A 22,906-nucleotide genomic window follows, 5' to 3' on the forward strand; every position below is an offset into this window, starting at 1 on the left:
TGCAACGCGCCCCACCATAACGCGGGGCGCGCTAGCGGGGCATTATGATGACTGCGCGAAAGCGAGGGTGTCGAGGACACCATTGGCGATATTCGCCGCCTCTTGACGGTTATCCCCCGGCAGAGAAATCTGCATGGTCATCAATTGATCACCGACCTGCGCCAGGATGATGCTGGAGTAGACGGCGTGACCATTAGACTGCTGCATACTCACCACCTTCTCCACCGACTTACCGCCCAGCGTCACCGCCTCAGACGAGACCAACTGCAAACTGGCGTCGCGTGACTTCTGCTGATCAATCAGACGCGATGACAGGGTATTCAGGCTATCCTTCGGCATCGGAGCCAGAATGACGATCACTGCCTGCTGCCCGGTCTTATTGGCGTATACCGACATATTGTTGGTCTGTGAACCCAACTTGCTGGTCTGATCGCTCAACCCGGCCGGTAGCGTAAAGCTAATCTTGCCATCCAGTAGATTCACCTTGGCGCCTGCCGGTACGCTGGGCTGCGTCGCACTTGCTCCCTGCGCCGGGGCGCTAGTATCCGTGGTGGAGTTGCCATCACAAGCGGCCAGCCCGGTAACCAACAGCCCGACGCCGATCAACTTCACTAAATTACCCATGGAAATTCCTTATGTTGTCCGAAGGTCTGATGCCACATCGCACCCGATCGCGAAATAAAAAGCAAGTAACCGAATGTTACGCCGTATCCGGAAACCAATCTTTGGTCTGCGACAGGTTAAACGGTAATCATCTCCAACACCGGTTGCTGGAATAATAGGATAACCCTGAAGTCTCGGCATCCTCTCCAGCACAGAAAAGACTCCGTCGGCCGCCATCAAGACGACAATTTACTGATAACGCAGACCAAAACCATAAGGACGCCACGTGTCCAACGCGCGGTATCCCGGCATATCAGACAACTGGGTTACCACCGCCTGCGCTTTATTCGGCAACGCAAACGGCAAGCGGCCCTGGGGGTTAACGCGCCCGCTGAGGACGTCCAGCAATGCGCGGTCAGAAACACCAAACGTCGCCAGAATGGCACCAGCCTGCTCCAACTTGCTAGCCTTATCCAGCACAAACGGTTGGCGGTAATTGATCGCCAAAATAGTATTCTGCGCGCCGACCTGACGCATGATAGCCTGAATATCCGCCAGTGATGGACTGATATGCCAGCTCCGGGAAGCCGCCATACCACTGAATGACAGATTATTCAGCTCATCCTCCGCGGCACCGCCGAAGCGGCGCTCCTCAACATAGGGATTACTGACGACCACCCGGATCACCGCCCGCTTCACCTGCGACGGAATGGCCGACAAAGATTGCCCCGCGCGCCTTTCCCCTTGGATAGCGTTAAACCCATACTCTTCAACAATAGCCTTATCCATCCCAACCACATACAGCGTAGGCGTCTGCGCCGAAGACAAGGGGAGAATGGGGACCTCACCATTCCCATTTTTCAGCAATACTATAGACTTACGCTGTGCCAGATTCGCCCGGGCCTGAAATACCGGGTTCCCCAGAATTTGCGCTGCCTGAGCAGGGTCCACATACGCATTTTCAAACAGCCCCAACGCAAACTGCACTTTCAGAAGTCGGGTGACAGCCAAATCGACCCGTTGCCGGCTGATTTTTCCCGAGGCGATAGCGTCATAGATGCTGTCATTACGGTGATAACCCGACAGCACATCCGTCCCAGCATTGACCGCAATGGCAATCTGATCACGCTCCGCTAAATGCTCAATTCCCCAGGCCCTATCGCCAATAATACCGGTATCGCTGTTAACATATCCCTGAAAACCCAGCGTCTCACGTAGCAACCCTGTCACAATACCGGGTGAAAACGCCATCCCGACATCATTTGGCGTCACGGCCTGCCCAACAGGAATACCGTAATAGGGCATGATCGCCGAGACCCCAAGCGCGATGGCCGTGATGAAAGGCTTAAGGTGATAATCGAAATTCTGCCCCGCATAATTCTGGTTCTTACCATAAGCATAGTGGGGATCGCCGCCCTTCTCTTGCGGCCCGCCACCGGGAAAATGCTTCATAGTCAAGGCAATGCTCTGCCTCCCCAGCGCCGGGCCTTGCAACCCCAGGATCAACTGACGGGCAATATCCGACATCAGATCGGCATCTTCGGTAAATGTTTCATGCACACGGTACCAACGCGGCTCTGTCGCCAAGTCCAGCATATAACCATACATCCCCCGGATCCCGACAGCCCGCCACTCCTGCGCCATAATCTCGGCAAACTCACGGATCAATGCCATATCCCGTGTTGCTGCCAGCCCCGCCTCCTTCGGCCAGGATGAAAATGCCCCACTGGTGACATTAATCCCCTCACGCGCCTGCGGATCAATATGATTGCGGGCATTGGACTTAAACAATAACGGAATACCGTGTGAGGTCTGCTCCGCCAACATCTGTGCCCGGTTTAGCGCGTCGGCCACCTCGCGCGGCGTTAGTTGATTGCTGCCCGCCTGAGGTTTTGCAACCACCGGGTTACGGAAAATAAAGCGGGTCATGTGCTGCTGACTGATCAAGTCAGCCTGATCGGAAGGGATCTCACCTTTCCCTACCAACCGGAAAGTGTCGATCATCATCATACCCGCCTTCTCTCGCCAATCCATCCGCGACACCAGGTCGGCACTGCGCTGCTCGGCAGACAGGCGCCAATCCTCATAGGGATCTAGCCGACCATTGCCATTGGCATCACGGAACGTATACCCCTGAACCGACAGCAACGGGTGAACCTTAGAAACGACCGAGGGCTGTATTATGGCCTCCCCCCTTAACGCCGGGGAAAACAACGCCAGTAAGCCACACAGCAATAATGCGGATTGAGACTTCTCTGTTGCTCTGTACATAGCATCCCCTTCATTCAGTTCAAACCTGCTGGGAAACTAGCACAGTCGAGAGCAAAATAAATTATTTAACTTATTGATATATATTTTATTTTTATTTTTTAACTGTATAATTCGTCATCATTGAGCATAAAAAAACGGGGTTTGCTTACGCCTACCCCGTATCGTTTTCCCTCATCCCATATGAGTTAGGCCAGCGAGACCTGTTGGCGAAAGGCGATGCGTTTCAACAATATATTCAGCATGACGCCGTACATCGGCAGGAAGAAGATCATGCTAATCAACAGCTTGAAAGTATAGTCCACCAGCGCAATCTCAACCCAATGGGTGGCCATAAAAGCATCGCTACTGCGATAAAAGGCGATAAAGAAAAACGACAGCGTATCACTAATATTGCCGAACAGCGTCGAGGCGGTCGGAGCGACCCACCAGGCCCGAGTCTGACGCAGACGATTAAAGACATGCACATCCAAGATCTGACCAAGGACATAAGCCATAAAGCTGGCACAGGCGATACGCGCCACCATCAGGTTCACGCTGCTCAAGGCGGAAACCCCCTGCCATTGCCCCTGGAAAAACAGCGCGGAGACACAGTAAGAGATCAATAGTGCTGGCACCATCACCGCAAGAATGATCCGCCGAGCCAACGGCGCGCCGAAAATACGCACCGTGAGATCCGTCGCCAGAAAAATAAACGGGAAGGTAAATGCGCCCCAGGTAGTATGGAAGCCAAAGATCGTGATCGGCAACTGCACTAAATAGTTGCTTGATGTGATAATCAACACATGGAAGAGCGACAGCCAACACAGGGCCGTAAACCGCTGCTGCGGGGTAAAATTAAACATCGATGTCACCTTTTTGGTTATTGGGGTGAGGGAACCCAAGAAAAATACGTATCCGCTAATGGATGCGGCGGCGATCATACCCGGCTCACGCCATGATGCAACGGTTATTTTTCACGCAAACGTTAACGCCCTTTGCAGGGCGCAGCGTGGCAGGTACACTAACCAGAAATACCTTTGACCCAAACGAATGACCCGCCGACACGATACCAGCCAGAGACCCGCCATGACCGATCGCTTCGCCAACCCCGACAACACCTTGAATGCCTTGGGCCTACGCTGCCCGGAGCCCGTGATGATGGTACGTAAAACCATACGCCATATGACGGTGGGTGAAACGCTACTGATCATCGCCGACGATCCGGCCACCACCCGCGATATTCCCGGCTTCTGCCGCTTTATGGATCACACTCTGCTGGCCCAAGAAACTGAACAGGCGCCTTACCGCTACCTACTGCGCAAAGGCACGGAGTGAGCCGCCCTTCTCGAGCGGCTTGCCGATATTAGCTTATAGCGGACTGAGGGTAATCTCGACACGACGGTTCTGTGCTTTACCCGCCGCGGTGCTGTTGCTGGCGATCGGATTCGCCGGCCCCATACCGATGGTGCGAATACGTCCTGCCGCCACGCCCTGGGTGATCAACGCACTGGCGACAGTGTCGGCGCGTTGCTGTGACAGACGCATGTTCAGATCACGGCTGCCAGTACTATCGGTATATCCCACGACATTCACCGCCGTCTTCTGGTACTCTTTCAACACCATCGCCACCCCGGTGAGGGTATTGGCACCAGCTGGCTTCAAGTTACTACTGTTGGAATCGAAAGTGACGTTATTCGGCATATTCAGGACGATGTTATCCCCCTGGCGCGTCACGCTCACACCGGTTCCGCGCATCTTGTCACGCAGCTTCGCTTCCTGCACATCCATGTAATAACCGATACCACCGCCCAATGCAGCCCCGGCGGCGGCACCGATCAACGCGCCTTTGCCGCGATCGCTCTTCGAGGAGGAGAGAGCGCCGACCCCGGCACCCAGCAAGGCACCCAGACCGGCACCAATGCCCGATTTTCCAGCCTGGGACTCACCGGTATAAGGATTGGTGGTACAACCGGAGAGGATCAGCGCCGCACTGACCAGACCTGCGATGCACAAACGGCTTTTTTTCATGAAGAAACCTCAATGTCGTTAAATGCCCCCGCTCCCGGGGGCGGAAAATCAACGAGATAAACTCGTACTTGGCTCAGGACATGCAGCTTAAGCCACATCGTTCCCGTCTGACCGGAACGGTATGCGTTGGTTCCGTATGAGTGGAGCAAAAATCGGGTCACACGATAAGGGTAACAACTCCTAAAGTGGCGAAGAGCAACGCAGAAAGTCGTCGTCCCCAACCGCTGACCAGATAGGGCTGTAGACGGGCGCCGAACCATAGCATCGGTGCATTGGCCAACACGATCCCCAATGTCGACCCCAGGACGACCCAAGCGAGATGTTGGTAATGGGCCCCTAATAAGACGGTGGCGATCTGCGTCTTATCGCCGATCTCAGCGAGAAAGAACACCATCAGTGAGGTCCAAAAAGGGTGCCCTCCCCGGATCTCACCATCATCTCGATCGGGAAATAGCACCCACACCGCCATCGCCAAGAAACCGATCGCAACCATCCAACGCATAATTTGGGGATTGAGAAACTGATTGACCAATTCACCAAGCAGCGCGGCAAAATAGTGATTAACCAGGGTCGCCAGCGTGATCGCCAACAGAATCAGGAAAGGTTTACCAAAACGCGCCACCAGCAGTAGCGTCAAAAGCTGAGTTTTATCGCCGATTTCAGCTAAGGCGACGGAACTCATCGAAGTCAAAATAATAGACACGACAGACAAATACCGGGGTGAGTAATCTGGACATATGGCGCGACCAGGCCCTCACCCCGGAGTGCGCCTTAGCCGGCCATAGGTCTCGTCAACCCATCGCGTGATGGGCGCTGACGCCATGGTGCTACCACCAAGTTTGTTGACGCCAGCGCCGGTGTGATAGCACACCGACAGACTACTCCCCCATGACGGAAGAGCGCGCAGTGTAATCAAGCTGCCGCCGTTTCTCAAGCCCCATCGGCTTGCCAAAGCAGCGTCGCCACCGCCTGTCCGGTGCCCGGCTGGATCTGCTGCTCTAGAACTCGAAATCCCTGACGACGATAAAAGGCCAACGCCCGACGGTTGGCACAATACGCCTCCAACAACAGCCAAGGATGATGACGTTTAGCATGACGCATTAGACGCTGAGCGAGGCCGCGCCCGCGATAACGGGGAGCGACAAACAGTGCGCCAAGTAGGTGCGGAGGCAAGATGCAGATAAACCCACACATCTTGTCACCGTCCAACGCCAACCAGGTCTGCCCCTCGGGTAGGTAGCGATCGCGCACCCAGGGGAGACTAGAGCGCCAATAACCCGGCGGAATCGTCGGGTGAGCCTGAATGGTCAGCGTCAACCACAGCGTCAACAACGCCGGGTAATCAGCGCGCCGCGCCGGGCGTAGACGCAGGGGCCATGTCATGGTGCAGATAACATTCCGCTTGATGATCGTTCACCATCCCGCAAGCCTGCATGAAGGCGTAGCAGATGGTCGTTCCAACGAAGGTAAAACCACGCCGTTTCAACGCCCGTGCCAACGCATCGGAGGCAGTACTGCGCGTCGCTCCCGCCACTTCCGGCCCGATCGGCGCACCACCAACGAATGACCACAGGAAAGGGACAAAGGCCTCCCCGTCTTGCGTCATGGCCAACAAGGCACGGGCATTGCTGACGATCGCCGCCAACTTGCGCCGGTTACGGATAACCCCGCTATCCTGCATCAGCAGCGCAAGCTCCGCTGGCGTCATCGCCGCAACCCGTAGGGGATCGAAGTTATGGAAGACACGCCGGTAGTGCGAGCGCTTCTTCAAGACCGTCAGCCACGATAATCCGGCTTGCTGCCCCTCAAGGCATAACAGCTCAAACAATGCCCGTTCATCGTATAGTGGTTGCCCCCACTCCCGATCGTGATAGGCGATATAGTCTGGATCGGCCGTAACCCAGGCACAACGTTGCACTGCGTGATGTTCCATGTTGCCTCCCGCTGATGACACGCCCCAATCATACCCTGACAGACCGTCACCCATGGCCCAGATACGCTATTTTGCGCGTAAAATCCGCAATAGCGATGTCAGTGGGGTAAAAAAGCGCGCCTTGTCGCACTATTGCTGTATATCTTACGCACAGGCGGTATACTGATCCTTTCTGTTTCAATCCACTTGAACGCGTGCGAACACATCCAACATGCAAAAGTTTGATATCAAGACCTTTCAGGGGCTGATCCTGACTCTGCAGGACTATTGGGCGCGCCAGGGCTGCACCATCGTCCAACCGCTGGACATGGAAGTCGGCGCCGGCACCTCTCACCCGATGACCTGCCTGCGAGCGCTGGGCCCAGAGCCGATGGCTACCGCCTATGTGCAACCGTCCCGCCGTCCGACCGATGGCCGCTACGGCGAAAACCCGAACCGACTGCAACACTACTACCAATTCCAGGTAGTGATTAAGCCGTCCCCGGACAACATTCAGGAACTGTACTTAGGCTCGCTCAAAGCGCTGGGGCTGGATCCTACCGTGCATGATATCCGCTTCGTCGAAGATAACTGGGAAAACCCGACCCTGGGCGCCTGGGGCTTAGGCTGGGAAGTGTGGCTCAACGGGATGGAAGTCACGCAGTTCACCTACTTCCAACAGGTAGGCGGTCTGGAGTGTAAGCCGGTTACTGGTGAGATCACCTACGGCTTGGAGCGCCTGGCCATGTACATCCAGGGCGTTGAAAGTGTATACGATCTGGTATGGAGCGACGGTCCGCTAGGCAAAACCACCTACGGTGACGTGTTCCATCAGAACGAAGTCGAGCAGTCTACCTACAACTTCGAATACGCGGATGTCGATTTCCTGTTTGCCTGCTTCGAACAGTACGAGAAAGAAGCCCGCATGTTGCTGGAGCTGGAAACCCCGCTACCGCTGCCAGCCTATGAGCGGATCCTGAAGGCTGCCCATAGCTTCAACCTGTTGGATGCGCGTAAGGCGATCTCCGTTACCGAGCGCCAACGCTATATTCTGCGCATCCGCACCCTGACCAAAATGGTCGCCGAAGCCTACTATGCCTCCCGTGAGGCACTGGGCTTCCCGATGTGTAAAAAAGATTAAGAGGCAGCCATGACGCAACAGACTTTCCTGGTTGAAATCGGCACGGAAGAGCTGCCACCGAAAGCCCTTCGCTCCCTGGCGCAAGCCTTCGCTGATAATTTCCGTAGCGAACTGGATAACGCTGGCCTAGCACATGGCGAGATCACCTGGTTCGCCGCACCGCGCCGCCTGGCACTGAAAGTCGCCACCCTCGATGCGGCGCAGCCCGATCGTGAGATCGAGAAACGCGGACCGGCTATCGCCCAAGCCTTTGATACCGAGGGCAAGCCGACCAAGGCGGCCGAAGGTTGGGCTCGTGGCTGCGGCATCAGCGTCGATCAGGCGGAACGCCTGACCAACGACAAGGGCGAATGGCTGCTGTACCGCGCGCTACAGAAAGGGCAACGTGCGCAAGCGTTGCTGCCTAACCTGGTCGCCAATGCGCTGTCCCGACTGCCGATCCCCAAACTGATGCGTTGGGGCGCCAACGATACGCAGTTCGTGCGCCCGGTACACACCGTGACGTTGCTGCTGGGGAGTGAAAGCATTCCGGCTACCATCCTCGGCGTGCAGTCCGATCGCGTGATCCGTGGTCATCGTTTTATGGGCGAGGCCGAGTTCACCATCGATAACGCCGATCAGTATCCGCAGATCCTGCTGGAACGCGGTAAGGTCATCGCCGACTATGAGGCCCGTAAAGCGCAGATTAAACGTGATGCGGAAGCAGCGGCAGCACGTATCGGTGGCCAGGCCGATCTGAGCGACAGCCTGTTGGAAGAGGTTACCTCGCTGGTCGAGTGGCCTGTGGTCTTGACCGCTAAGTTCGAAGAAAAATTCCTCGCCGTACCGGCGGAGGCGTTGGTTTATACCATGAAGGGCGACCAGAAGTACTTCCCGGTTTACGACGCGCAGGGCAAACTGCTGCCGAACTTCATCTTTGTTGCCAACATCGATTCGAAAGATGCGCAGCAGATCATCGCCGGTAACGAGAAGGTCGTTCGTCCACGTCTGGCCGACGCCGAGTTCTTCTTCAAAACGGACCGCAAGCAGCGCCTGGAAGATAACCTGCCGCGCCTGGAAAACGTGCTGTTCCAACAGCAGTTAGGTAGCCTGCGTGACAAGACCGATCGTATCGCCACCCTGGCGGGCTGGATTGCGCAGCAGATCGGCGCCGATGTTAATATGGCGACCCGAGCAGGCTTGCTGTCCAAGTGCGACCTGATGACCAACATGGTGTTCGAATTCACCGACACCCAAGGGGTCATGGGGATGCACTACGCGCGTCACGATGGAGAAGCCGAAGAAGTCGCCGTCTCCCTGAATGAGCAGTATATGCCGCGCTTCGCCGGCGATGCGCTGCCCTCCTCACTGGTGGCCTGTGCCGTAGCGATTGCCGACAAGATGGATACCCTGGCGGGGATCTTCGGTATCGGTCAACACCCGAAAGGTGATAAGGATCCGTTCGCGCTACGTCGTGCTGCACTGGGTGTACTGCGTATCATCGTCGAAAAGAAACTGCCGCTGGATCTGCTCACGCTGACGCAGGAGGCCGTGCGTCTGTATGGCGATAAACTGAGCAACGTTAATGTGGTAGAAGAGGTGGTCGACTTTATGCTGGGCCGCTTCCGCGCCTGGTATCAAGAAGAGGGGCATGCCGTCGACACCATTCAGGCGGTGCTGGCACGCCGGCCGACTCGTCCGGCCGACTTCGATGCCCGCGTGCGCGCCGTCAGCCACTTCCGTACGCTGGATGATGCCGCAACGCTGGCCGCCGCCAATAAGCGTGTCTCCAACATTCTGGCGAAGTCTACGGACATCCTGGCCGACCAGGTACAGGCTAGCCGGCTGAAAGAGGCCGCGGAAATCCGTCTGGCCGCAAACCTAATCACCTTGCAAGAGAAACTGGCTCCGCTGTTCGCCGCTGGTCAGTACCAAGAGGCCTTGGTCGAGCTGGCCACGTTGCGTCAGCCAGTCGATGATTTCTTCGAACAGGTCATGGTGATGGCCGATGATGAGCAGGTACGCATCAATCGCCTGACACTACTGAGTAAGTTACGCGATCTGTTCCTCCAGGTCGCAGACATCTCTGTGCTACAGTAAGCATCGTACCAACGTTACTTAACCCGCCACCAGGCGGGTTTTTTACTTTATGGCTGTTATCCCGCGTGTTACGGGGTAAACTAGATCGGTTAACAGATTTCGCACCACCCTTGCGCGCTACAGGAGTCACTCACATGGCATTCGCGGTAAAAACATGGGCGCAGCGTCTGCTGATGCCCGTAATGGCACTCTTTCTGGTCACGCAACTCAGCGGCTGCGGCGACAGCGATAAAGAGCAGCAAAAAGCCTTCATCGACTATCTGCAAAACACCGTGATGCGGAGCAGCGTCACCATCCCTACGTTGAGCGAGACGCAGAAACAGCAGTTGGGACACTATGCCGGCGACTATGCCGTACTGGTTACTTTTTCCCAAAACTTTAGCCGTGCCATGGATGCCAGCATGACGCCACTGTTCACCACGTTACAACAGATCCGCGCACCACAGGATTACCTCGCCCAGCGAGATCGCCTACAGCAAGAACTGGGGGCGTTAAACATGCTGGGCCAGCAGATCCAGAGCGCCAAGGCGCAGGCGGATAGCGCCTACGCCACGCTGAAACAACCGGAAGAAGTCAAGGCAGTCTTCGATAAAGCCTTCAATAAAGTGGTCACCGGCCCGAGCAATGCTATCATGCCGATGATCCCACAAGCCGCTTCGGTTGCACAGACGCTGGTGCAGGTCGGTGATTTCCTGCAAAACCTGGGGCCACAGGCTCGCTTCGATAATCAGGGGATCCAGCTACAAACTCAGGCCCAAGTCGATCAGTACAACCAATTGATGCGCGATCTATCCGCCAAATACCAGGCGCTGATGGCCGCTAAACAGCAAAATGCCTCACTGATGCAGAACTGAGTCACACTCCAGCATCGATCACCCGGCTACGGCCGGGTTTTTATCGCTATTCCCCGCTCGTCGGCGCTCCCCAGCCACATACTGACCAGTGTCGCGCTCTCTCGCAAATATCTTGCGACATTCGTCACAATTTATAAACAAAACAACCAACAAGATTAGTGATTTAGTTCACGGAAAATAATCAAAACCCCTAAAAATGCTACGCCTTTCCTGGGAATTTTGTGACAAAAATCACTATAAACACCACTATAACCAGGGAGAAAGAGTGATTTTAATCACAAAAAAACCTCGGGGTACGCGTGAACAACGGGTCGTGGTAGAGTCGATTTTGCATACAGAACGACTGATGGTTTTTGGCGAAACCATCCTACAAACCACGACGCGTTGCCTTGTTACGCGCACCACCGAGGGACGTTTTATGTTATCACCAGATATTAAGGTCAAGGTACAAAATTTTGGCCGCTTCCTCAGCAATATGGTTATGCCCAACATTGGCGCCTTTATTGCCTGGGGTCTGATTACCGCTCTCTTTATTCCGACAGGTTGGCTACCCAATGAAACGCTGGCCAAGTTGGTCGCTCCCATGATCACCTATTTATTGCCGCTGCTGATCGGCTATACCGGCGGGCGTCTAATCGGCGGCGAACGCGGTGGCGTCGTCGGCGCCATCACTACAATGGGGGTGATCATCGGCGCCGATATGCCAATGTTTATGGGGGCCATGATGGCCGGTCCGCTGGGTGGTTGGGCTATCAAGCGCGTCGATCATTGGCTCGATGGCCGAGTCAAGAGCGGCTTCGAAATGCTGGCCAACAACTTCTCCGCCGGTATCCTCGGTATGCTGCTAGCCATGCTGGCCTTCCTGGCTATCGGACCATTGGTCGCCGTGCTCTCTACTCTATTAGCTAGCGGTGTCAACTTACTGGTTCAGAATAACTTGTTGCCATTGACGGCGATCTTCGTCGAACCAGCGAAAATTTTATTCCTCAATAACGCGATCAACCACGGCATATTCTCCCCACTCGGTATCCAACAAGCCACCGAGACCGGTAAGTCGATCTTCTTCCTGATCGAGGCAAACCCTGGGCCAGGTCTGGGCGTATTGCTGGCTTATATGTTCTTCGGTAAAGGCAGCGCTAAGCAGTCTGCTCCCGGTGCGGCCGTCATCCATTTCTTCGGAGGAATTCACGAAATCTACTTCCCGTATGTATTGATGAATCCCCGTCTCATCCTGGCGGTGATCCTCGGCGGCATGACCGGTATCTTCACCCTGACACTGTTCCACGCCGGATTGGTCTCTCCCGCCTCACCCGGCTCTATCTTCGCCATCCTGTTGATGACACCAAAGTCGTCACTGATCGGCGTCAGCCTTGCCGTACTCAGCTCCTGCCTCGTCACCTTTGTCGTCGCCAGCCTGATGCTGAAGCGGGCACCTGCCGGTCAGCAAGATAACGACGGTCTGGCCGACGCAACTCGGCGCATTCAGGGGATGAAACAACAGGCAAAAGGTGAATCAGGTCGACAGGCGGCACCACAACCTTCCCGTGCGCATCTCGACCTAGCACACGACCTGAGTCAGGTACATAACATCATCGTAGCGTGTGACGCTGGCATGGGATCGAGCGCTATGGGCGCTGGCGTACTGCGCAAAAAGATCGCCGATGCCGGATTAAGCCAGATCCAGGTCCGTAACCTCGCCATTAACGCCCTACCCAACGATGTGGATCTGGTGATCACCCACCGGGACTTAACTGAACGCGCCCTACGCCAAGCTCCACACGCTATTCATCTGTCGCTGAGCAACTTCCTCGATAGTGGACTGTACAACGACCTAACCACACGCCTGCTCGCCGCTCATTTACCGCAAGCGGCCAACGATAGTCGCCTGATTAATCAACCGGTTGTCGCCGCGAATGATGATCATTATGACCTCGGCGACGAACAGCTATTTACACTACAGGAGCACGACATCTTCCTCGGCCTACATGCCGATGATAAAGAGCAAGCCATCCGCTTCGCTGGAACCCAACTGGTGGCGCGAGGCTATGCCGAGCCTGATTATATTGAAGCGATGCTCGCGCGCGAGGCGCTAACCTCCACTTACCTTGGCGAATCCATCGCCGTGCCGCACGGCACCGTAGCCGCCAAAGATCGCGTCCTGCGTACCGGTGTCGTCATTTGCCAGTACCCACAGGGTGTCCGGTTCGGTGACGATCCTGCTGACATTGCCCATCTGGTGATTGGTATCGCCGCCCGTAACAATGAACATATCCAGGTTATTACTCACCTGACCAACGCCTTGGACGATGAGGACATCATTGCTCGTCTCATCCATAGCACCAGTGTACGTGAAATTCTTCAGCTACTACGCGGTGAGCGAGCGGCGTAATTCGCCGCGACGCAGACGTTGACGACAGCGATAGACGGAGCGTCCTAGGACGCACCGGATCACTTCCTATTAAGGTGAGGTTTAACATGAAAGCAATTCATTTTGGCGCAGGGAATATTGGGCGTGGTTTTATCGGAAAACTGTTGGCGGATGCCAATGCCGAGCTGACCTTCGCCGACGTCAACCAGCCACTGATCGATCAGTTGGCCCATCAGCAAAGCTACGAGGTCCATGTCGTCGGCGAGCAACAACGTATCGAGCGAGTACGGCATGTCAGCGCCATCCACAGCGCCAGCCCCGATGCAATTGCACAAATCGCCCACGCCGATATCATCACCACCGCCGTCGGCCCACAAGTATTAAACCGACTCGCGGCCACTTTGGCGCAAGGATTACTTGAGCGTCATCGCATCGGCAATACGCAGCCACTCAATATCATCGCCTGTGAGAATATGGTTCGCGGCACCAGCCAGTTAAAACAGCACGTCATGGCCATCCTACCGGCGGCGCTGCACGCCTGGGTAAACCAGCAGATCGGCTTCGTCGACTCCGCCGTGGATCGCATCGTGCCGCCCAGCGACGCCGCCAACGACGATCCCTTGGACGTCACGGTGGAAACCTTCAGCGAATGGATCGTCGATAGCACGCAATTCAAAGGAGAGCCACCGGTTATCGCTGGCATGGAGGCGACGGCCAATCTGATAGCCTATGTCGAGCGTAAGCTCTTCACCCTCAATACTGGCCACGCCATTACTGCCTATCTAGGCTGCTTGGCGGGTTATCGTACTATCCGTGAGGCGATACTTGACCCTGCGATCCGCAGCAACGTCAAAGCGGCCATGGCGGAGAGTGGCGCTGTACTGATCCGACGCTATGGCTTTGACCCTCAGCAACACCACGCCTACATAGAAAAAATCCTTTCCCGCTTCGAGAATCCTTATCTGCGGGACGAGGTCGAGCGCGTCGGGCGCCAGCCTTTGCGTAAGTTGGGGGCGATGGATCGCTTAATCAAGCCGTTACGCGGAACGCTAGAATATGCCTTGCCGCATCGTCACCTGCTGATCGGGATTGCTGCCGCCTTATGTTACCGTAACGCACACGATCCCCAGGCACAAGAGATGGCACAACAGATCACGCGCCTCGGCGTGGAGGCGGCGTTAAACCAATTCGCTCAGTTGGAAGATTATCCGCAAGTCACCTCAGCGGTAGCAAAGCTATATCGAACCCTGCGACATAAGGCATAATTTACCCAATACCGACTTCTGATGATAGGCATGCGTCGGGCAGACGTCCGGCGCATGAAACCAAACTATGGCAACAATGGAAGAAACCCAGGCTTTTGAGAACCGTATTCTGGAACGACTCAATACCAGACAGACGGTAAAGGGTCTGCTACAAGCGGCGATACCGCTGCTGGCCGAGGCTATCGACCGTTTGGTGTTGCAGGCGTTCCGTAAGGATGATTATGCGGTGAAATATGCTGTCGAACCGCTGCTAGAAGGCGATGGCCCATTAGCGGCACTACCGATGCGTTTAAAGCTGATCTATGCCTTGGGCGCCATCAGCCGCACCGAGTATGAGGATATCGAACTACTGCTAGCGTTACATAACCAACTGGCGTTGGATAGCCAGACTTATCGCTTTACCGATGATGAAGTGCTTGGCCCACTCAGCATGCTGCACGGCATGCGCCACTTACCCCCCGCCCCCACATTGCATCTTCCTGAGGATGTGGTTGACTCCCGCTTAGTCGATATGCAACAGCAGCGTTACCAGCAAATGGTACGTTCAACACTGGTGTTAAGCATCACCGAAATGCTGGCCAGCCTTGCGCATAAGAAGGCCTTTTAACGGTAATGCCATCTCTCATTCACGTAGCGCCACTTCGCAGTGAGCGCGCTCGACCTCCTCGGCCAAGATCCGTACCCCCTGCTCGATCACCGCAGGCTCCGGCACGTAATTCATCCGCATACATTGCCGCGTATGCGGCCACTCCTGCGCCAGACCGGGGAAAAAATAATCGCCGGGGACCATCAACACGCCACGACGTTTTAGGCGACGATACAGCGTCTCGCTGTCGATCGGCAGATCGGGGAACCACAACCAAAGAAAAATCGCCCCTTCAGGCCGATGGATCAGGCAACGCGCCGGCGTCAAATAACGGCGAATGATCGCTAACGTCTGTTCCACACGCTGCTGATAGAAAGGGCGGATCACCTCACGGCTTAGACGCAATAGGTCGCCGCGTTCGATCATCCGTAACGCCAAGGCCGGCCCGACGCTTCCTGGTGAGAGACTGATAATTCCGTTCATGTTGCTCAACGCCTGAATGGTTGGTGCATCCGCGACTACAATACCGCAACGCACACCCGGTAGCCCTAGCTTCGACAGACTCATGCACAGAATGGTATTGGGATTCCACTGCGGTGTCGCCTCACTGAAGATAATCCCAGGGAAGGGTAAACCATAGGCGTTGTCGATCAACAGCGGGACACCATGCGCCCGTGCCAGGCTGTCCAGTCGTGTCAGCTCTTCATCTGTCAACACATTCCCTGTCGGATTCGTCGGTCGTGAAACACAGATCAACCCGATATCGTCGCCAATATGCAGCTGCTCAAAGTCGATATGATACTTAAACTGCCCCTGCGCTAGCAGGGTGATACGCGGCTTGATCGCCACGAACATCTCGTCATCCAAACCCGCATCGGCGTAACCGATATACTCGGGAGCCAATGGGAACAACACCCGACGGCGGGTGCCATCGTTACTCCGCCCGGCAAACAGGTTAAACAGATAGAAAAATGCGCTCTGACTGCCATTAGTCAGTGCAATATTTTGTGCGCTGATCGGCCAGTCATACTGCTCGGCGAGCAGGCTCGCCAGCGCCTCCAGCAGATCATTTTTACCTTGCGGGCCATCGTAATTGCACAGCGCCTCCCCCAGAACCCCCTCATGTAATAATTCTTGGCAGAGCGCGGTGAAATAAGCCTCCAGTTGATCGATACGCGCCGGATTACCGCCGCCCAGCATTATGGCCCCTGGTGTCCGCAGACCGTCATTGAGATCGTCCATCAGGCGAGTAATCGCCGAATAGCGGGTAAACTTGTCGCCAAAAGTAGAAAACGTCATAGCAAACCACATAGAGGATTGGAGGAGAGTCAGGCCTTACCTTACCCTCAGCTACGCGGCGCGACAAGTCGGTATCAGATGCTTGTTTTTTGATTATTCTAGTAAATTTAGAAATAGCAGCATAAAAAAAGGCGCAGCTAACGCTACGCCAAATCGAGAGGGTTGCTACCCGGAGGCGGGTATGGCAGATCTTATTATTGCTGATGGGTATTCTCGTCATCCCGGCACGTCAAAGCGGCAGGCTCCGACGGCGCACCGATGACGATACGCTGCGGTTGTAATGCCTCCGGCACATGACGCACCAGATCGATATTCAGTAGACCGTTTTCGAAGGCTGCACCCTCGACAGTCAAATGCTCAGCCAACGTAAAGCTCAATTCGAATGCTTTACAGACTAAACCTTGATGCAGGTACTCTACCGGCTTTTCTGGCTGTGCCGGGTTGCCACGCACCGTCAAGCGTGGGCCTTCCACCTCAATATCCAGCTCACTCTGACGAAATCCCGCCAGGGCCAGAGAGATGCGATAATGGTTATCATCACTCTTTTCAATGTTATAGGGAGGAAAACCCTGCGGCTCTAATGAGGTCTGCATGGCATTCGCCAGCTTGTCAAAGCCGATCCACTGACGCATTAACGGTGAAAGATCATAATTACGCATATTTCGATACTCCTTCTAAGAAGCGAGATGTTAATAATCCCAGGCGGAATAATCTCCACCTGTATTGCCCCCAAAGGCAGGCAAGAATAGATTTGTTAGTTGCTATTACTTATTTAATCGCAATTTTTCGCGCCTGCTGAGATTCAGGGACAACGCGCTCAAGATCAATAAATAATAGACCATTCTCCAGCCGTGCGCCTTTTATCTGAATATGCTCGGCCAGTTGGAATTTACGTTCAAAATTACGCTCGGCAATACCTTGATACAGATAGCTACGCGGTTTCTCACTCGTAGGACGCGCCCCTTTTACTATTAACGTGTTGGCGTGGGCGGTAATCTCAAGATCCTGTTCGGCAAAGCCAGCAACGGCGATCGCGATACGATAACGGTTGTCATCCACTCGCTCAACGTTATACGGAGGATACCCTCCATTACTATTATTCTGTCCGGATTCGATCAGGTTAAATAAACGATCAAAACCAATGGCGGAACGGTACAACGGCGCCAAATCAAAATTACGCATACACATGCCTCCTAACTCATTCAGCGAGGGTAAAATAATCTTCCTAATGGACAGATTGATATAATGAATACCCAATCGGCATATTCATCATCGGTCTGATTATAAGATGGTGCCGCCATTTCCTTTTTCAAGAGAAAAAGGAAAAAATTTATACCGCCGCACAAATTGATAAAAATTTCATCAAAAGCAAGCACGACCTAGACATTCCGGTATATGCTAAACGGTACCCATCCCCCAGCTAGGCATGTTGGCGGATGAAAACCAGCCCAGGATGAGATCATGACTATGCCCTTCGGCGTGCGCCAAATCACGCTCCTGTTGACCGGGAGCCTCCTGTTACTCAGCGGTGGATGCTCCAGCGTCATGACGCGTGTCGGCCCGAATCAGGGCTATTATGCAGGGACCAAGAACGATATCCAGATGATCCAAAGTGAGGAGAGCGGTTGGGCCATGCGTCCATTACTGGCGCTAGATCTCCCTCTGTCGGCCGTCGCCGACACCCTACTACTTCCTTATGACTACTATCGCGCCGACGATGATCCAACCCAAGATTCGCCGCGGGCACGCGTACTACGTGCCGAACAGGCCAGCGCCGCACAAACAGCGCCGCTAGACTGAACGTTATCAGTCATCGTTCACCGACAGGCGAGCAATAAAAATTTGCGGCCATCCCTCAATCTCTCGCATGTAGGCGACCCAGTGGCCGTCAGGTGATGGCACCACCGCCTCGGCGCAGGGTGGCTGAGCACTGCGCGCCGTTACCCGCGTCACCGCCCCACTCGCCACATCGCAACGCACCACACTGTTATCCATCACCATCAAGATCGAGCGCCCATCCGGGTGCCAGTTGAAGGCAGACTGGATATCGTGCTCACCGCGCGTGATCTGGCGTGCCTCACCGCCATTGGGCGAGATCAGCCATAACTGCACCACCCCCTGTTCATCCCGCATCAGGAAAGCGATGGCATTGCCATCCGGCGCACTACGTACCCAATGACGTGGTGTCGTCACCAGACCAGGGTGACGCCGCCCATGGGTAAAGGTCAAACGCCGCTGGCGGATACCGGCTGGCGGCGCGGGAAGCGAACAGGTGGTACCCTGTAGCGGTTGGTCACCCGCATGCCGGTAAGCCGCCAGCTCTGCCGGCAGATCAACAATAAATAACTCCGCGACTCGGCGACCGTCCTGCGCCAACGTATCGCCGATAAACGCCAACGCCCAACGTTGACGCTGACCGTCATTCTTTAAGTATCCCAGCTCACCGACCCAACTCTCCTCGTAAGCGCGCGTGATATCATCGCTAGCGGGGCGCGGAGTGGGCGTTGTCTCACTGACCAGTACACAGAAATGGCTACCGCCGTACTCGCGCGGGTGTTGTTTGTCCACCGGTACGGGCCCCATCGGTAACGCCACCCCAATGTTGCGTTGCTCACGCTCAGGGCAGTGCTCATGCATCACATGGTCGTTATAGGTGAAACTCAGACGTGAACCATCTGGACTGAAGACATGTACATGAGAGCCGCCGCGCAAAGCACCAGGCAGATACGGCGGCGTGATCACCAGTGCGTCCAAGGTCTCTGCTTGGCCGGGATGCTCGGCGCTGACGATAACGCCACGCCGATGATGAAAGTCATATTGCCACTGTGCATCGGGATGCTCCGGGCCATGAATGAAGACGTAGCGTTCCGGCGACGTCGGCGCTACCGTGACCACACCAACGCAAGCGCCGTCACTGGCGCGGTAGAGCACCTCGCACCGTCCATCCGGCACCCTGACCCGCTCGATAGTCGCGCCACTAAATGAAGCCGCGTGCGGACGCACGTCGTAAGCGATCCAGCGGCTATCTGGGGTCCAGACCCCCGTATTAGTCAACTGATGTCCGCGGGCACCGTGGGTTAGTTGTAACTCTGATGGATGACGCATAAGGAGCCTCTTGACGGCCTGTTTTCCTCCAGCATAAACCAGGTGCCGCGGCGAGACGACGGTTTTATCTCGCCGTATTAGGCGATATTAAGCACCCAGTGCCGAATCGCCTGCGCTACCCCATCTTCACGGTTACTGGCCGTCACATACTGCGCTGCCGCCAGAATAGCGGGTTCAGCATTCCCCATCGCGACTCCCAGACCGGCATACTCGATCATCGCCAAGTCGTTGCCGTGATCACCGATGCACATCACTGCCTGGCGCTCAATACCCAAATGCTGCGCCAGACGAGCGATCCCTTTCCCCTTATCCACATCGCGATGCAGAATTTCCAAAAAGAAGGGACTGCTACGTAACAAGGTATAGCGCTGGAAGACCTGAGGAGGAATGCGGGCGATTGCCGCCTCCAACACGTCAGGATGATCGATCATCATCATTTTAGGGAAACGCAGCGTCGGATCCATCGACTCAGCCGGGCAAAAATGCAGCGGGATGCCAGTAATAAAGGCCTCATGCACCGTATACTTGCTAATATCACGATTAGCTGTAAACAGGCGTCCAGCGTCCAGGGCGTGAAAATGACTGCCCACCTCGCGTGCCAACGCCTCAAGGTAACGGTAGTCGTCGTAATCCAGCGAGGTCTCAAAAAGTGTCGCGCCACTATCAGCATGGACGACCAGGCCGCCATTGTTGCACAGGCAATACTCTCCGGTGCTATCCAGCCCCAGTTCTTGCAAATAACGCTGTACCCCGACCAGCGGGCGCCCGGTGGCTAATACCACACGCACGCCTTGACGCCGTGCGGCAGCAATCGCCGCCTTGACCGCAGGGGTAATTTCCCGCGCGTCGTTCAACAAGGTGCCATCGAGATCGATGGCGATCAGTTTTATTGGCATGATTAACTCCCTTATTCGATGCACGCTGGCGACTGCACAACAAAAGGGGACGTTCCCGTCCCCTTGCCTACCGATTCAACGCTGAGCGATTAGAAATCCAGGTTGGAAGCCTTCAACGCATTCTCTTCGATAAAGGCACGACGCGGCTCTACCGCATCACCCATTAGCGTAGTGAACAATTGGTCGGCAGCCACAGCATCCTTGATGGTAACACGCAACATGCGACGGCCTTCCGGATCCATGGTGGTCTCCCACAGTTGATCGGGATTCATCTCGCCTAGACCTTTATAACGTTGGATGGCGAGGCCACGACGCGACTCTTTCACCAACCAATCCAACGCCTGCTCGAAGCTAGCAACCGGTTGACGGCGCTCGCCACGCTCGACGAAGGCACTCTCCTCCACCAAGCCACGCAACTTGTCGCCAAGGGCACAGATACGGCGATATTCGGCACCGTGAACGAAGTCGAAATCGAAGAAGTAGTCGGTATCGACCCCATGGGTACGCACGCGGACTACTGGCTCAAACATCTGGCGCTCACGATTTTCCATAATCTGAACGCTGTAGACGCTGCCATGCTGCTCTTTCTCGTTCAGTGTCGTAACCAGTGAGCCGATCCATTGTGCCACCGCCGCCTGATCACTCAGATCGGCCTCGCTCAAGGTCGGCTGATAGATCAACTGGTTCAACACAGCCTTGGGATAACGACGCTCCATACGGCCGATCAGTTTCTGTACCTGATAATGTTCGGCCACCAGCCTCTCCAGCGGTTCGCCGGCTAACGCAGGAGCGGCCGCATTGGTATGCAACGCGGCACCATCTAGAGCAATGGCGATTTGGTATTGATCCATCGCCTCGTCGTCCTTGATGTACTGCTCCTGTTTACCTTTCTTCACCTTATACAGCGGCGGTTGGGCAATATAGACGTGGCCCCGCTCGATAATCTCCGGCATCTGACGGTAGAAGAAGGTCAACAGCAACGTACGAATGTGTGAGCCGTCGACGTCGGCATCGGTCATGATAATGATGCTGTGATAACGCAATTTGTCAGGGTTGTACTCATCCCGGCCAATACCGCACCCCAGCGCAGTGATCAGCGTCGCCACCTCTTGCGAGGAGAGCATCTTGTCGAAGCGCGCCTTCTCGACGTTGAGGATCTTCCCTTTCAACGGCAGGATGGCCTGATTCTTACGGTTACGTCCCTGCTTGGCAGAGCCGCCCGCGGAGTCCCCTTCCACCAGGTAGAGTTCGGAGTGTGCGGGATCGCGCTCCTGGCAGTCGGCCAACTTACCGGGCAGCCCAGCCAGATCCAGCGCACCCTTGCGGCGCGTCATCTCACGCGCCTTACGCGCGGCTTCACGCGCTCGAGCGGCATCAATAATCTTACCGACCACGATCTTAGCGTCATTGGGATTTTCTAACAGGTATTCAGCTAGACGCTCGTTCATCAACGACTCGACGGCCGACTTCACCTCGGAAGAGACCAACTTATCTTTAGTCTGTGAAGAGAATTTGGGATCCGGCACCTTCACGGACACCACGGCGATCAGTCCTTCACGCGCATCGTCACCGGTGGCGGAAATCTTGTTCTTCTTGGTGTAACCTTCATTCTCCATGTAGCTGTTCAGGGTGCGGGTCATTGCCGCCCGGAAACCCGCCAAATGGGTCCCGCCATCACGCTGTGGAATGTTGTTGGTAAAACAGTAGATATTCTCTTGGAAACCGTCATTCCACTGTAACGCGACCTCGACACCAATATCGTCTTTAACGGTAGAAAAGTAGAACACGTTCGGATGGATCGGCGTCTTGTTCTTATTCAGATACTCAACGAACGCCTTGATCCCGCCCTCATAGTGGAAATGGTCTTCGCGATCATTGCGCTTGTCGCGTAGGCGGATGGAGACCCCGGAGTTCAGGAACGACAGCTCGCGCAGACGTTTGGCCAGGATGTCATACTGGAACTCAACCACGTTGCTAAAGGTTTCCATACTCGGCCAGAAACGTACCCGGGTCCCAGTCTGCTCAGTATCCCCTACCACCTTCAATGGGGCTGCCGGCACACCATGATGATAAATCTGCTCATGGACATGGCCATCACGGCGGATCACCAGCTCCAGCTTCTCCGACAGCGCGTTCACCACGGAAACGCCCACACCATGCAAGCCACCGGACACCTTATAGGAGTTATCATCAAACTTACCACCAGCATGCAGCACAGTCATGATCACTTCGGCGGCGGAAACCCCCTCCTCTGGATGGATCCCCGTCGGGATACCGCGCCCATCATCCTGCACGGATACAGAGTTGTCACTGTGGATGGTGACGATGATATCTTTGCAATAACCAGCGAGCGCTTCGTCAATCGCGTTATCCACCACCTCAAACACCATGTGGTGCAGACCTGTACCGTCATCGGTATCCCCGATGTACATGCCCGGGCGCTTACGAACGGCATCCAGCCCTTTTAATACCTTGATACTTGAGGAGTCATACGTATTTGACATCAGCCTTTCTCGCTCA

At 55.3% G+C, this 22,906-nt stretch carries 21 protein-coding genes and 1 riboswitch; of the genes, 8 read left to right on the top strand and 13 right to left on the bottom strand.

Going from position 1 to position 22,906, the window contains the following annotated elements; all coding sequences use genetic code 11:
- Window positions 1-42 precede the first annotated feature (42 nt).
- The 3 genes from EHO01S_RS04320 to EHO01S_RS04330 all read right to left on the bottom strand — a co-directional run bounded on the left by EHO01S_RS04320 (window position 43) and on the right by EHO01S_RS04330 (window position 3,716).
- Window positions 43-624: a DcrB family lipoprotein gene (locus EHO01S_RS04320; protein ID WP_024522809.1), complete on the bottom strand. Its 582-nt coding sequence runs from the start codon at window positions 622-624 to the stop codon at window positions 43-45.
- A gap of 228 nt (window positions 625-852) precedes the next feature.
- A complete protein-coding gene (locus tag EHO01S_RS04325; RefSeq protein WP_024522810.1) occupies window positions 853-2,874 on the bottom strand; it encodes a glycoside hydrolase family 3 protein in 2,022 nt (673 codons plus the stop codon).
- 185 nt (window positions 2,875-3,059) lie between these two features.
- Entirely contained in the window at window positions 3,060-3,716 is a 657-nt protein-coding gene (locus tag EHO01S_RS04330) for a 7-cyano-7-deazaguanine/7-aminomethyl-7-deazaguanine transporter (protein ID WP_024522811.1), read from the bottom strand.
- Between the two features lie 223 nt (window positions 3,717-3,939).
- Between EHO01S_RS04330 and tusA the strand changes: the two genes are divergently transcribed.
- Window positions 3,940-4,188: a sulfurtransferase TusA gene (tusA, locus tag EHO01S_RS04335; RefSeq protein ID WP_024522812.1), complete on the top strand. Its 249-nt coding sequence runs from the start codon at window positions 3,940-3,942 to the stop codon at window positions 4,186-4,188.
- Window positions 4,189-4,221: 33 nt separating this feature from the next.
- On the opposite strand, the gene EHO01S_RS04340 is transcribed toward tusA, so the two are convergent.
- The 4 genes from EHO01S_RS04340 to EHO01S_RS04355 all read right to left on the bottom strand — a co-directional run bounded on the left by EHO01S_RS04340 (window position 4,222) and on the right by EHO01S_RS04355 (window position 6,799).
- Complete coding sequence (locus EHO01S_RS04340) at window positions 4,222-4,881, bottom strand: OmpA family lipoprotein (protein WP_024522813.1); 660 nt, start codon at window positions 4,879-4,881, stop codon at window positions 4,222-4,224.
- A gap of 157 nt (window positions 4,882-5,038) precedes the next feature.
- Window positions 5,039-5,584: a TMEM165/GDT1 family protein gene (locus EHO01S_RS04345; protein ID WP_232238256.1), complete on the bottom strand. Its 546-nt coding sequence runs from the start codon at window positions 5,582-5,584 to the stop codon at window positions 5,039-5,041.
- Between the two features lie 90 nt (window positions 5,585-5,674).
- A riboswitch (yybP-ykoY riboswitch) is annotated at window positions 5,675-5,780 on the bottom strand.
- A 31-nt stretch (window positions 5,781-5,811) separates the two neighbouring features.
- A complete protein-coding gene (locus tag EHO01S_RS17415) occupies window positions 5,812-6,264 on the bottom strand; it encodes an N-acetyltransferase (protein ID WP_035370213.1) in 453 nt (150 codons plus the stop codon).
- Complete coding sequence (locus EHO01S_RS04355) at window positions 6,224-6,799, bottom strand: DNA-3-methyladenine glycosylase I (RefSeq protein WP_024522815.1); 576 nt, start codon at window positions 6,797-6,799, stop codon at window positions 6,224-6,226. Before EHO01S_RS04355 ends, EHO01S_RS17415 begins: the two co-directional genes overlap by 41 nt.
- Before the next feature lie 226 nt (window positions 6,800-7,025).
- On the opposite strand from EHO01S_RS04355, the gene glyQ reads away from it, so the two are divergent.
- From glyQ to EHO01S_RS04385, 6 genes are all read left to right on the top strand, one after another.
- The gene (glyQ, locus tag EHO01S_RS04360) at window positions 7,026-7,934 is read left to right on the top strand and encodes a glycine--tRNA ligase subunit alpha (protein ID WP_024522816.1); all 909 of its coding nucleotides are present in this window, start codon (window positions 7,026-7,028) and stop codon (window positions 7,932-7,934) included.
- Window positions 7,935-7,943: 9 nt separating this feature from the next.
- Window positions 7,944-10,013 (top strand): glycine--tRNA ligase subunit beta, encoded by a 2,070-nt coding sequence (gene glyS / locus EHO01S_RS04365; protein WP_024522817.1) that lies wholly within the window; start codon window positions 7,944-7,946, stop codon window positions 10,011-10,013.
- A gap of 134 nt (window positions 10,014-10,147) precedes the next feature.
- Window positions 10,148-10,867, top strand: a complete 720-nt coding sequence (locus tag EHO01S_RS04370) for a DUF3053 domain-containing protein (RefSeq protein ID WP_024522818.1) — start codon at window positions 10,148-10,150, stop codon at window positions 10,865-10,867.
- Between the two features lie 418 nt (window positions 10,868-11,285).
- Window positions 11,286-13,256, top strand: coding sequence for a PTS mannitol transporter subunit IICBA (locus EHO01S_RS04375; RefSeq protein WP_024522819.1), 1,971 nt, complete (start codon window positions 11,286-11,288; stop codon window positions 13,254-13,256).
- Window positions 13,257-13,342: 86 nt separating this feature from the next.
- Window positions 13,343-14,500: a mannitol-1-phosphate 5-dehydrogenase gene (locus tag EHO01S_RS04380; protein WP_024522820.1), complete on the top strand. Its 1,158-nt coding sequence runs from the start codon at window positions 13,343-13,345 to the stop codon at window positions 14,498-14,500.
- 67 nt (window positions 14,501-14,567) lie between these two features.
- Window positions 14,568-15,107, top strand: coding sequence for an MltR family transcriptional regulator (locus EHO01S_RS04385; RefSeq protein ID WP_035370215.1), 540 nt, complete (start codon window positions 14,568-14,570; stop codon window positions 15,105-15,107).
- 15 nt (window positions 15,108-15,122) lie between these two features.
- On the opposite strand, the gene EHO01S_RS04390 is transcribed toward EHO01S_RS04385, so the two are convergent.
- From EHO01S_RS04390 to ibpA, 3 genes are all read right to left on the bottom strand, one after another.
- On the bottom strand, window positions 15,123-16,385 hold the full coding sequence (locus EHO01S_RS04390) for a valine--pyruvate transaminase (protein WP_024522822.1): 1,263 nt from the start codon (window positions 16,383-16,385) through the stop codon (window positions 15,123-15,125).
- Between the two features lie 194 nt (window positions 16,386-16,579).
- The gene (ibpB, locus tag EHO01S_RS04395) at window positions 16,580-17,044 is read right to left on the bottom strand and encodes a small heat shock chaperone IbpB (RefSeq protein ID WP_024522823.1); all 465 of its coding nucleotides are present in this window, start codon (window positions 17,042-17,044) and stop codon (window positions 16,580-16,582) included.
- A 109-nt stretch (window positions 17,045-17,153) separates the two neighbouring features.
- On the bottom strand, window positions 17,154-17,567 hold the full coding sequence (gene ibpA, locus EHO01S_RS04400; protein WP_024522824.1) for a small heat shock chaperone IbpA: 414 nt from the start codon (window positions 17,565-17,567) through the stop codon (window positions 17,154-17,156).
- A 285-nt stretch (window positions 17,568-17,852) separates the two neighbouring features.
- On the opposite strand from ibpA, the gene EHO01S_RS04405 reads away from it, so the two are divergent.
- The gene (locus EHO01S_RS04405) at window positions 17,853-18,185 is read left to right on the top strand and encodes a YceK/YidQ family lipoprotein (protein WP_071990990.1); all 333 of its coding nucleotides are present in this window, start codon (window positions 17,853-17,855) and stop codon (window positions 18,183-18,185) included.
- A gap of 6 nt (window positions 18,186-18,191) precedes the next feature.
- On the opposite strand, the gene EHO01S_RS04410 is transcribed toward EHO01S_RS04405, so the two are convergent.
- From EHO01S_RS04410 to gyrB, 3 genes are all read right to left on the bottom strand, one after another.
- Window positions 18,192-19,490 (bottom strand): YidR family protein, encoded by a 1,299-nt coding sequence (locus EHO01S_RS04410; RefSeq protein WP_024522826.1) that lies wholly within the window; start codon window positions 19,488-19,490, stop codon window positions 18,192-18,194.
- A gap of 77 nt (window positions 19,491-19,567) precedes the next feature.
- On the bottom strand, window positions 19,568-20,386 hold the full coding sequence (gene yidA / locus EHO01S_RS04415; RefSeq protein ID WP_024522827.1) for a sugar-phosphatase: 819 nt from the start codon (window positions 20,384-20,386) through the stop codon (window positions 19,568-19,570).
- 89 nt (window positions 20,387-20,475) lie between these two features.
- Window positions 20,476-22,890: a DNA topoisomerase (ATP-hydrolyzing) subunit B gene (gene gyrB, locus EHO01S_RS04420; protein ID WP_024522828.1), complete on the bottom strand. Its 2,415-nt coding sequence runs from the start codon at window positions 22,888-22,890 to the stop codon at window positions 20,476-20,478.
- Between the last annotated feature and the right edge of the window lie 16 nt (window positions 22,891-22,906).

The organism is Edwardsiella hoshinae NBRC 105699 = ATCC 33379, assembly GCF_000474215.1.
Classification (GTDB): Bacteria; Pseudomonadota; Gammaproteobacteria; order Enterobacterales; family Enterobacteriaceae; genus Edwardsiella; species Edwardsiella hoshinae.